Origin of the sequence: Paenibacillus sp. WLX2291, assembly GCF_046603665.1 — a bacterium.
GTDB lineage: Bacteria > Bacillota > Bacilli > Paenibacillales > Paenibacillaceae > Saccharibacillus.
Genome location: NZ_CP176755.1, coordinates 4886118 through 4898546, shown reverse-complemented (window position 1 = coordinate 4898546; position 12429 = coordinate 4886118). Strand labels below are relative to the sequence as shown.

Below are 12429 nucleotides of genomic sequence, written 5' to 3'. Positions count from 1 at the left end.
TAAGGATCAAGCCCCTATAATGATGAGGAATGAGAGGAGTTTTATCAGCATGTACGATATACAACAAATTCAAGAGATTATTCCGCATCGCCCGCCCTTTTTGCTAGTTGACCGGCTGCTGGAGCTGGAAGAAGGCAAACGTGCGGTAGGCATCAAAAATGTAACGATCAACGAACCATTTTTCACTGGTCATTTCCCAGGCTATCCGGTAATGCCAGGTGTACTGATCGTGGAAGCACTCGCTCAGGTAGGTGCAGCAGCAATCTTGAAAGTAGAAGCCAACCGCAGCAAGCTGGCGATGTTTGCCGGAATCGACGGTGTCCGTTTCCGTGGACAGGTCGTACCGGGCGATACGCTGCGCCTTGAAGTGGAGATCACTCGTATGAAAGCTTCCATCGGCAAAGGTCGCGCGGTAGCAACCGTAGACGGTAAAGTTGTTGCCGAAGGCGAGATCATGTTTGCCCTTACCGATCCAGACAAAGCCTGAGCGGTAAGATAAAAATTATATTGGATCAGGATATACCTATATCGAGCAGTGGAGAAGGGATGGATATAATGACAACACTTAGCGAGCAAGCACAGCGCAATCTGCAACAATGGCTTAACGATACAACAATTGATGAACAGACCAAGCAGGAACTGCAAAGCCTGGACGGTCAAGTATCCGAACTGGAAGACCGTTTCTACCGAGATCTTGAGTTTGGTACAGGCGGACTGCGCGGCGTTATCGGCGCGGGTAGCAACCGTATGAACTCTTACACTGTAGGACGTGCCACGCAAGGGCTGGCTGAATACATTTTGTCTGTACATAACGGAGAGGGCAAGCCGTCCGTCGTTATCGCACATGACTCCCGTCATTTTTCTCCCGAATTTTCACTGGAAGCAGCACTGGTATTAGCAGGTAACGGGATCGTTGCCAAGCTGTTCCCTTCGCTGCGTTCTACACCAGAGCTGTCATTTGCCGTACGCAATCTGAAGGCAACTGGCGGTATCGTTATTACAGCGAGTCACAATCCACCGGAATACAACGGTTATAAAGTATATAACAATAATGGTGGTCAGCTCGTTCCAGACGAAGCGGAACAAGTTATTGCCAAAATCCGTGATATTGATTCGTTTGCCAGCATCAAACGCATTAGCCGTGAAGAAGCGGAGCAACAAGGATTGCTCGTATGGCTCGGTAACGATGAAGATGAAGCATTCCTGGATGCTGTGACATCGATCAGTGTGAATCGTGAACTGCTAGCAGGCGATGCCGGTCAAAACCTGAACATTATCTACACACCGCTGCATGGCACGGGGAATCGTCCGGTAAAAGAAGGTCTGAAACGCCTTGGATTTACGAACGTGACGATTGTAGAACAACAACAAGAACCAGATGGCAACTTCAGTACTGTCAAATCTCCAAACCCGGAAGAACGTGAAGCATTCACGCTGGCAATTGAGCTGGGTGAGAAGATTGGTGCTGACATCCTGATCGGAACCGATCCAGACAGCGACCGTATGGGTGCAGTAGTTAAAGACCCATCCGGCAAATATTTCGTTCTAACTGGTAACCAGTCTGGCGCAATTATGATTCACTACTATCTGAGCCAACTGCAAGAGCAAGGCAAATTGCCTTCTAACGGCGCAGTCGTCAAAACAATCGTAACGAGCGAAATGGGTGCAGCTATCGCCGAGTACTACCATGCGACAGTATACAACACTCTGACTGGCTTCAAATACATTGGTGAGAAAATGGATCAATTTGAAGCATCCGGTGAGCACACATTCCTGTTTGGCTATGAAGAGAGCTATGGCTACTTGGCAGGCAATTACGCTCGCGACAAAGATGCCGTTGTTGCTGCACTGCTGATCAGCGAAGCTGCTGCGTATTACAAACAGCAAGGCAAAACGCTGTACGATGTGCTACAAGAGCTGTACGATCAATTCGGTTTCTTCCTTGAAGGTCTGGAATCCCGTACACTGAAAGGCAAAGACGGCGTTGCTCAAATTCAGGGCATTATGGAAAACTGGCGCACCAATAGCCCATCCGAGATCGGTGGCGTACAAGTGAGTGAAGCTCTGGATTATTCCAAAGGTCTGAATGGACTGCCAAAAGAGAACGTGCTGAAATTCATGCTGGCAGACGGTTCTTGGTTCTGCCTGCGTCCATCGGGTACTGAGCCGAAGATCAAAGTGTACTTTGCCGTACGTGGTGATTCGGCGAGCGATTCCGAAGCACGTCTCAACAACTTGAAGCAAGCAGTGATGAGCCGCGTTGACGGGTAATACGTAAGCACAATTGCAATTTATCCAGCTGGATATCTTGCTTTTTATGAAAAGGAATACTTTATAGCGGCTGGTGTACAGTATATAATAGAGCAGATGAATGAAGCGGTTCCGTTGCCTGGCAGTTTGCGGACGACGGAACCATTCGTTATGCGCGCAATTAGGACATTGTCCGGTAGGCGTATAACGAACTTATTAAGGAGGTACTTGAGTGGTTCAGAAATGGCAACATTGGAATAATGCTTCTGCGAAATGGTTATGGATTCTCGTCATTATCGGTATGGTGGCTTCGCTGCCGATTGCCTATAACCGGATCGAAACCGAGAGCACGTCCAAACAGGTGGAGTTTGTATTAAATTATCGTGATCTGATTACTGTTGCGTCGTATCAGCCTCATCCCCAGGATTATATCCGGGAACAGCTGCAATTAATGAAAAATGCCGGGATTGGCTCCGTTGCTCTGTACCAGAGTAATCTGAGCGAATTACAATCGTCCGGTCGTCTGCATGTGTATAGTTCTGCGGATGTGGCTAATTTCCAAAATCAGGTGATTCCACTCAACGACAATTTTACATATGTCCAGTTCACCAGCAAAGAGAACGAGCAGACGTTGCGTCCCGTTCTTGAGCGGGTATTCAGTTCATTGTCTATTCCAGTATCGTCCTGGTCGTATCAGGGACTGCCGGGTGTCGTCATTCAAACGTCTACGGATGATGCTGGCTTGAAGCCACTTGATCCTGATCCAGTTGCTATGAAAATGATGTATGATATGGGCTTCCAGATCGTACCGCGTCTCAATGATGCACTGCCGTACAATCAACAAATGATGAGTGCGCTGATGGATCAATTTTCCGCGTACGGCGTTAAAACGATTCTGTTTGATGGAGCCAGCGTAACGGGCTTTAATGATGATATTGAGAAGAAAAGCATTACAGCATTTGCTGAGCTGCTCAAAAAGCATCATATTGCGATTGCTGCTATTGAGAATCTGAAAAAGCCACAAGATGGCTTTAGTAAACTGGCGTATTTGAACGATTACAATGTCGTTCGTCTGTATTCGCTCAGTCAAGGGGATTCTCAGCTTGATCCGATTACGGTTGCTGACCGTTTTGTACTGGCAAGCAAAGACCGTAATATTCGTATGATGTATTTGAACTTGGCGGTATCGCGTGATACAACCAAAGCCGCTATGACCAATTCGATTGATAACATTATCCAGAGCTTGCAGGCGAAAGGTCATGCGATGCAGGATATTCAGAAAAATGGCTTTACAATCGCCCCGGCTGAAGCGCGTGATGTGAGTACATTCCCAATGGAGCGCGTCGTTAAGCTAATTGTGCTGATTGGTGCAGTTGCTGCGATTTCGCTGCTGGTACACTATTTTGCACGTAAATGGGCATTGACCGTATTTGCACTTGGTTTGATTGGTAGTGCAGGCTTGATCGTGATTCACAAGTCATTGTTGCTGGAGCAGGGCGTTGCGCTACTCGCAGCAATCAGTATTCCGACGATTGCGATGATTTATGCCGTTCGCAAAGTCGATCAGCTATACGATACGCGTCATACACTTACAGTTGGCAACCGTGTCGTTCAATCTGTTCTATTGTTCTTGCGCACATCGCTGTGGTCACTGACTGGCGCGCTGTTCATTATCGGTCTTTTGGATGATATTACGTATCAACTCGTGATCAACCAGTTCCGTGGTGTCAGCCTGCTGCATTTTGCACCGATTGCGCTGACTGCGCTGTATATTGCTTTTTATCGTGGCAATCAAGGATTTGGATTCTCTGGTATCCGCAAGCTGCTGACTCGTCCAATTACACTGACATGGGTGATTGTGCTCGGGATCGTTGGTATTGTTGGTATGTATTATCTGTCTCGTACAGGTAATGCGGGAACGGTATCGCCGCTTGAACTGCAATTCCGTAATGCATTAGAAGGACTATTCAATGTCCGTCCACGTAACAAAGAATTTTTGATGGCGCATCCGCTGTTTATCGTTGGCGTCTTTATCGCTGCGAAATATCGCCAAGCAATTTATATTCTAATTATCGCTTCAATTGGTCAGTTGTCGATGGTCGACACATTTGCCCATATTCACTCACCAGTTCTGATTTCCCTGTCTCGTGGACTGCTTGGTATGGGACTTGGATTGGTTCTTGGTCTGGTAGCAATTGTGATCTGGCAATTCATCGAAAGGTGTTGGCGTAAATGGCTTCCCAATCTGTTCAAATCATAATTTCCGGTTACTACGGTTTCCGGAATAGCGGCGACGAGGCAGTACTGAAGTCCATCCTAAATTCGTTGGCAGCACAGGAAGCAGCAGAGGGCATTCGTATTGTCCCTGTTGTCCTGTCCAATGATCCGGAATGGACTGCACGTATGTATAATGTGCGGTCTATCCATCGGATGAAGCTTGCCGAGATTCGCCAACTTATGAAGGAAAGCGATGGTATGATCAGTGGCGGTGGCAGTCTATTGCAGGATTCCACCGGTCTGCTGACCATCCCGTACTATCTTGGTATTGTCCATATTGCGCAATGGGCACGTAAACCAGTGTTCATTTATGCGCAGGGTGTCGGCCCCGTACAGCGTCCTTTTTTCTTCAAATGGATTCGCAATGTATTTCGCAAAAGTGCTTATATCTCTGTCCGCGATCAAGAATCTGCTGCGCTACTGGGCAGAATGGGAATCGAAGCAGAACGCGTATCTGTCGTTGCCGATCCGGTCATGGGGTTGACGTTGCCAGAAACGGTCGCTACCCATGCGGACGGCAAAAGAGCAACCGTATTACACACGGCAACAACTGATCTGACAAAGAAACTGTCGATCAACAATCCATCGGATGTTATCGTACCCGCAGAGGGACCAGATCACGATCAAACGTCGGATGCGATTTCGACGATACCGTCATCGCATGGTTCCAAAGAAGATCTTGGTTTGCCGGTGATCGGTATTTCCATTCGTTTCTGGGATAAGCAACGCCGAGAACTGGATGGCATTGCTGATGGTTTGAAAAAGCTCGCTGCTGCGCGTCCGGTTCATTTACGCTTTCTGCCCTTTCATTTGCCAGAAGACGAGCAAGCTTCTGCCTATGTGATCAAGCGAATCGGTGATCTTAACGCCAATGGCAGTTTCATCAGCACCGCCCAGCAAGTAACCGATCCACAGCAAATGCTGGCGGAAGTGAACAAATGCGATCTAATGCTGGGCATGAGACTACACAGTCTGATCTACGCCGCTTCGTTGCAGGTTCCTTTACTGGGCATCTCTTATGATCCGAAGATCGACCAGTTTCTGAATCGCCTGCATATTCAGCCGACAGGCACAAGTACAGCAGTGAACAGTGATCATTTGCAAGCCGAAATGATGGCTCTGCTAGATCAATCTCCACAATGGAAACATGAAAAAGCGCCATATATTGAGGCGCTCAAGCAAGATGCCGCTAGCCCAGCACAATTTATCGCTCATTATTTTTTGAAACAAAGGTGATCAAATAGATGAATGCAACCCGTACCATTCCAACCGTTCCGATCTACGGATTGAACGTATCCAAACTGAATATGGATGACACTGTGCGCTACTTGGAAGAACGAATTGCCTTACGCCAACCAAGCCAGATCATTACCGCTAATCCCATCATGATCATGACAGCGCTGGAACAGCCCAAATACATGAAAGTGATGAAGGAAGCTGAATTACTTGTTCCTGACGGAGCAGGGCTGGTATGGGCAGCATCAGCTTGTGGTCAGCCGGTTGCCGAGCGCGTAGCTGGATTTGATCTGCTGCACCGCCTGATGGACGTAGGACAGCAGCATGGCTGGAAGGTGTATCTGCTTGGTTCCACATCGGAAGTGATTCAGGCGACTGCTACCCGGTTACAAAGTTTATATCCGGAGATTGTCATTGCCGGCTATCGTGATGGGTTCTTCGGATCAGATCAAGATGCCGAAGTCATTGCCACGATCCGTGCGGCAGCTCCAGATTTACTTTTTGTAGCACGTGGTGCGGACAATCAGGAACCGTGGATCGGTGAACATAAGCAGCAGCTGAATGTGCCGGTAATGATGGGTGTGGGCGGAAGCTTTGATATCATTTCAGGCAAATCCAAACGGGCACCGGTCGCTTTTCAGAAATTACGTCTGGAATGGTTTTATCGGTTGTTGAAAGAGCCACACCGTTATAAACGGATGCTTGTGCTGCCCAAATTTGCCGTAAAAGTGCTTAAAGACAAGGAAAGTGTAACAAAAGCTCAATAAATACAGGATTATTTTGCACATTCCGCTGAAAAACCGTGAAAAAAAGCTTGGTGTTTAGATTCGAACGGGGTTATAATTGGCTCCGTGAGATAAATTGGGGGTCGAAAAGCAAAATGTTAATCGTTTGTATTCTTGGGTTTGTACTGGCGCTCGTTCTTGCGCTTGTTCTTACACCTCTCGTCAAAAAGTTTGCGGTTAAGATCGGAGCAGTGGACGTTCCCAATGCCCGCAAAGTACATACGCGCATTATGCCACGTATGGGCGGTCTGGGTATTTTTCTTGCATTTACTATTGCGTTTCTGTTCGTACTGCCGTTTTTGCCTTTTGATCTTCCGGCGCGTGATGCCAACTTCATGAAGGCATTTTTCACTGCTGGCGCCATTATCATTCTGATTGGCGTATTGGATGACCGTTTCGAGCTTTCAGCTAAAGTAAAGCTGGGCGGACAACTGGCAGCTGCATGTATCGTCGTATTTGGATATGGAATTAGAGTCGACTTTTTAGATATTCCTTTTCAGGATAATTACTTCTCACTCGAAAACTGGATTTCGATTCCGCTGACCATTTTATGGATTGTCGGAGTTACGAACGCGATCAATCTGATTGATGGGTTGGATGGATTGGCAGCTGGTGTATCCGCAATTGCTATTGGTAGCATCTTTACGATGTCACTTATTATGGGCAACTATCCGGTAGCTGTATTATGTGTACTGCTGCTTGGTGCGATTGTTGGATTCTTGTACTTCAATTTCCATCCTGCCAAAATCTTTATGGGAGATACTGGCTCACTGTTCCTCGGATTCAGCTTGGCGATGCTCTCGCTGCTTGGATTCAAACAAATTGCCGTTGTATCATTCATTACACCGCTGATCATTATCGGCGTACCTCTGTCAGACACATTCTTTGCTATTATTCGTCGCTGGGTACATAAGAAGCCGATCTTTGCACCGGATAAAGGACACCTTCACCATTGTCTGCGCGAATTGGGCTTGAGCCATCGTCAGACGGTATTGCTGATTTACGGAATTGCCGCTTTCTTCGGAGTTCTGGCTATCATTCAATCAACAGCAGCCGTAAACGATGCCAACTGGGTTACCTTTGCCGTCATTTGCGTAATGATGTTCGTCATGCAGATTGGTGCCGAACTCATCGGGCTGGTCGGTCAAACGAAGCGTCCGTTGCTTGATCTGTTTGCCCGCTTGCGTGTTAAGCCTGATCCAACACGTAGCAGTAAACCATAAAGCGACAGATCGTATTAGTTTCCAAGTGACCTTGATCCAACCATAAACGCACATGCAACATATTGAATATGAACAATCATGATGGAACATGAATGATCATATTCAATATATGTGCTCTACAGCTTCACCTGAATCGAAATTAAGCAAAGCCTCCACTACCGTAACTGGTAGCCGGAGGCTTTTTTGTATACAGAATATTAGAGTTTGTTATAAACAAACTCTAATTTAGAAGCAGAAAATCGAGTTTCTTCTATTATATGTATTCCATTTTGTGCTTGAAAAAGAAGATTATTATCTATAAGAAAATCCAATCGTACTACATACGTCAAGTTCAGTTATCCAGCGACCATATTCCGAAATTTGTCCATATCGCAACATTTGCAATCTTGTACATGACAGGTTTTTTTTGTTAATTTCCTGATTTTATTAAAATCTTCGCTACCGTTGCCGATAAAAAGGGTAGACAGGTTAAGCCCGCAAAATAGAGTTGGAGCTGCGACCGGAATAAGAGGAGGAACATTATTTTGAAGAAAATACTATCGATGATTATGGCGGTAGTCTTGCTGGTTGGTCTTTTGCCGCAGGGAATCGGTGGAAGCACAGCCCATGCAGCAACAGGCAGTTTTTTCATTTTTCCCAACGAAAGTTATGATCCTACTTCCCCGCACGTTGTGGGAGATAGCAAAGTAACCATTACAGGTAGTTATAACAGCGTCAATGCAAGTAACATCAAATACAGTGTTACTCGTATTTACAAAAGTGGAAATAGCTATGTTGAAGATACTACTAATAAAACAACTGGTTTATCAAATTATACGATAAGTAACTCTAGCATTACGGTTACTGATATTCCTTTGTTTGCAGGTCTTAATAAAGTAACCTTCACTAGTACAGCTTCTGGTGGTGGCTCTAATGTTGCGGAATCACTTTACTTTGAATATCATGATGGACCAACAATTTATAACTTGTCTGCTACTTTGGATGGCAACACTGTAACATTGCCAGAAGATTCGGCTGCTATATTAACAGCATCCAAAAGTGGCGCTAGCTTTGGACAAAATACAGCTAGCATTTCTATCACAGGTTTTGCTCCAAACGCAACGAAAGTTAACGTTTCAGTAAATGGTGGTGCAAGCCGAACTGCTTCTGTATCGAGTTCCAATAACTATTCGTTCACAGTAGCTCCATTAACATTAAACAGCGGTAAAAACACACTGAGTATCCAAGCTGTTAATGGTACGCAAACCTTAACTACGACTCGTGAATTGACATTTTATAACGGGAATACAACTTTTTATGATACGTATGCTGTAAATGGCTCCAGTACATCGGGTGACATCTCAAATTTCCCTGATTTCAACGTAGCTCCCGATAATGGTACAACCACTGGATCTGCACAAGTCAAAGGTAAAGTAGTTGTACCATTGACTGATGGTAAAGTACCTTCTGATTTGACTAACTATTTGAGCTACGCCTTTACTGGTGCTGTAACTCAAAGCGGATCGGTTACACCTACTTTAGTAGACAGTACAAGTGCATATATGACACTGTCATATAATATCCCGCAAATTAGTGGTATCGCATTTGGTACTCAGGCTTCATTAAAAGTTACGCTTGCCGGTGGTATAGCTTCCAGTAGTGGTCTTGGGTTTACTTTGCGTAACTCTACAGCACCATATATTTATCAATTGAATTATCTATCAGGGTATTCTTCCTCTACTACAGTAAGTCAAGCTTTGAGTATGAATGGAACTACCTTGGATGGAGCTAATATTTTCTCGCTTCCGGCAGCTGTTGAAGTACTCGTAGCCAACGGCGACTCTAATACCAGTGTGAGTTTGAGTGGTATTACAGATTCAACAGGTAAAGCCTTGGATGCAAGCACATGGACCATAACTCCAATTACAACTTCCACAAAAGTTGTCAATGTGAATGGTACTCAGCAAACAATGCAACGTGTTTTGATTCAATTAACTAAAATTCCAGTGAACGGAAGTACAAAGCTTACATTTACAGCCAAAAAAGATGCATTGACTAATTCGTCTACAGCTACAGTTAATATTTTGTACGGTCCTTACGTAAACTATAGTAAAGCTTATGATGGACAAGTAGTGCAATACGGACAAACAGATTCCGATGTGGCTACCAAAGTTGTAAATACAGCTCTGGATAACTTTAAAGGCAAGCTGCAAAACGTAGCTAATCCTAGCGATATTGTCTACTCTGGAGACAATCAAACTGTATTTTTCTATATTAACAATACGCTTGTCCCTGTGAGTGTAGTAGATCAAAGTGATCCGACAACATTCCAAGTTACCAGCAGTAGTGCAGCTTACAATGCAATGTTCTCTGGAGAAAATACAATCAAATTCTTATTTAAATCCAAGTCTACATCTTATGAGAATACAATCAAAATCAATCTGGTACCAACTGAAATTCCAGTTATACCTTACAATGCCACACTTGGATTTTTTCCATTCAAATATGGTACAGACAGTGACCCAGTTCCAACAGCAAAAGATTCGACTAATTTCCCTATGAATGGCTCCAACTATACAACTAAAGAAGCGAAATTTAATGTATATGGAACATTCGATTTTATTGATCTTGGAACTACAGCAGCAAATGTGACGGGAAACTTGAATACACTTGCAAGTAGTAGTAAAAAAGATAACTATAAACTGGTCGTTACAAACTCAGCAGGTTCTACTGTAGCAACTTGGACGCTCTCTAAGCAATTTGCAGGAATGCAAAATGGAACTGCAACGTCAGATGCTTTTAATACGGGGGCAACCAATGTTGTTAATGACTTAAGTGTTTATTATGAATACAGCACTCAATCCTTTGTATTTGTAGTAAAAAATCAAAAGATGCCTGATGATGGAAGTCCTATTGTGTATACATTTACGGTGTATAATTCAGGTGATGGTGGTCCTACGGCTACAGGTACAATGGAGATTGATCCAATCAGTGCAACTTACGAAATTGTTAGACCTTTAACTGCACAAAAAACAACCAATAGCAATTTTATTGATGTTGTAATTAACTCTAAAAATGCTACAGCTGTTACAATTAACAAAGAAAAAGCTACAATGGAACAAATTGATTTGGATCATAATGGTGATAAAGAGTTTCTCAATGCTTATCGCATCCGTGTGAAAGACTTAAAAGCAAATAAAGATACCAAAATTCCAATTACAGTAACAATAGGAGACAATACGCTCAAAGATACCGTAACAGTTAAGTATGTCCCTACAAACATTCCTGGAGCTCAATTCATGCAGGAAATGAAAAACTCTGCAAAAGCTTTTGATGGGGATTTGCAGTTGAAGTTTCCTTCTGGTACGAATCTAATTCGTCGTGATGCTGATTCGACAGATGATTATAGTGGAGAAGTTTCTTCAGGTAACTCCATTTTATATGCAATTGCCAACAGCAATGATGGTGCCGTTTCTCGCTATGATATTGAAAATGCTCCAGTTGGTGTGAAGCAACTGTATAGTACTGTAGGACGCCAATACTTTGTAACCAACTTTAATACACACTTTGTAAAAGCAAGTGATGTATACTGGATTGATCCTGGTATAGCAGACGATACAACAACAACAGTTTTTGACCCAATTACAGAAGGTCAAGATCCGTATCAACCTGCAACGTATACAAGCACTCCAGTAGCTAAAAGCTTTTATGAGCGTGCTCCTGAAAATGAACTTGTTCCATCCAAACGTGGTACTATGACTCTTTCGTACCTTCCCGACATGGCAGTAGACGCTGGTAAAACTGTTACTGTACTTTATTTCGATCCTGAATTGAAACAGTGGAGTAATATTGGCGGTGTAGTGAATGCAACGAAACGTACAATTACTGTACCATTTGATCGTTTTGGATATTATGTTGTAGCCAAACTGAGCTATTCTTATAATGATATTGTTCAGCATAGTTATGCTCGCAACTACATGGAGGCATTATTTGCTAAAGGTATTATGAAAGCAACAGACTCTGATTCTGCTTTTGGTGCGAACCAGTATATTACACGCGGTGAATTTGTGACTGCAATTGTAAAAGCACTGGAGATTCCACTAAACTACAATGGAACGAAGCACTTTATTGATGTAAGTACAAGCCTCAATTCTATTCGTGACGATTCATTGTACGATTTCCGTTACATTGAGACAGCCGCTCGAGCTGGCTTTGTTCGCGGTACACAACCGCAAGTATTTAGCGCCGGGGATAATATTACACGTCAAGACGCTGCTGTGATTATTGCCAGTGCAACCAATCTTAAGTTAGAAACGGATAATGATAAGATTGACAAAGGTTTGCAAAAAATCTTTAAAGATTATACTTCTATTGATCGTTATGCAAGAGCGTCCGTATTGGCTGTAGCTAAAAAAGGCTATATCAATGGTTCAGCTATTGATGCTTCCGATGCAACTAAAGGATATAATTTTGAGCCATCTGCTAAAATGCTGCGTGCCGATACAGCTGCAATTCTCGCACGTGTCATGATCGGTCAAAAATTGCTGCCTAAGATGTCTTAAGATTCGTAGCTTTAAACGAAGAATATGCATTATCTATTTCATATCTAAAACCGTATCTCCAAATACAATTGGAGATACGGTTTTTGTTGTATTCTCAAGTATGTTTTAAAGTGATGA

General features: G+C 43.9%; 7 protein-coding genes. All 7 read left to right on the top strand.

Translation table 11 applies throughout. The features are described from left to right. Positions 1 to 49: 49 nt before the first annotated feature. Complete coding sequence (gene fabZ, locus ACDE64_RS20915) at positions 50 to 487, top strand: 3-hydroxyacyl-ACP dehydratase FabZ (RefSeq protein ID WP_411343988.1); 438 nt, start codon at positions 50 to 52, stop codon at positions 485 to 487. A gap of 68 nt (positions 488 to 555) precedes the next feature. Beyond that, entirely contained in the window at positions 556 to 2271 is a 1716-nt protein-coding gene (locus tag ACDE64_RS20910) for a phospho-sugar mutase (RefSeq protein WP_411348158.1), read from the top strand. A 211-nt stretch (positions 2272 to 2482) separates the two neighbouring features. After that, positions 2483 to 4510 carry a DUF5693 family protein gene (locus ACDE64_RS20905; RefSeq protein WP_411348157.1) on the top strand — a complete coding sequence of 676 codons (2028 nt, stop codon included), beginning with the start codon at positions 2483 to 2485 and terminating at the stop codon, positions 4508 to 4510. Further along, positions 4483 to 5763 (top strand): polysaccharide pyruvyl transferase family protein, encoded by a 1281-nt coding sequence (locus ACDE64_RS20900; RefSeq protein WP_411348156.1) that lies wholly within the window; start codon positions 4483 to 4485, stop codon positions 5761 to 5763. Before ACDE64_RS20905 ends, ACDE64_RS20900 begins: the two co-directional genes overlap by 28 nt. 8 nt (positions 5764 to 5771) lie before the next feature. Next, positions 5772 to 6530, top strand: coding sequence for a WecB/TagA/CpsF family glycosyltransferase (locus tag ACDE64_RS20895; protein ID WP_411348155.1), 759 nt, complete (start codon positions 5772 to 5774; stop codon positions 6528 to 6530). Between the two features lie 113 nt (positions 6531 to 6643). Next, entirely contained in the window at positions 6644 to 7771 is a 1128-nt protein-coding gene (locus ACDE64_RS20890) for an MraY family glycosyltransferase (RefSeq protein WP_411348154.1), read from the top strand. A gap of 524 nt (positions 7772 to 8295) precedes the next feature. Next, entirely contained in the window at positions 8296 to 12312 is a 4017-nt protein-coding gene (locus tag ACDE64_RS20885) for an S-layer homology domain-containing protein (protein WP_411348153.1), read from the top strand. Positions 12313 to 12429 lie beyond the last annotated feature (117 nt).

Bases quoted from the DNA above. Each gene is read 5' to 3' on its own strand.
- ACDE64_RS20890 (WP_411348154.1), top strand. From the start codon at position 6,644: ATGTTAATCGTTTGTATTCTTGGGTTTGTACTGGCGCTCGTTCTTGCG.
- ACDE64_RS20895 (WP_411348155.1), top strand. From the start codon at position 5,772: ATGAATGCAACCCGTACCATTCCAACCGTTCCGATCTACGGATTGAAC.
- ACDE64_RS20900 (WP_411348156.1), top strand. From the start codon at position 4,483: ATGGCTTCCCAATCTGTTCAAATCATAATTTCCGGTTACTACGGTTTC.
- fabZ (WP_411343988.1), top strand. From the start codon at position 50: ATGTACGATATACAACAAATTCAAGAGATTATTCCGCATCGCCCGCCC.
- ACDE64_RS20910 (WP_411348158.1), top strand. From the start codon at position 556: ATGACAACACTTAGCGAGCAAGCACAGCGCAATCTGCAACAATGGCTT.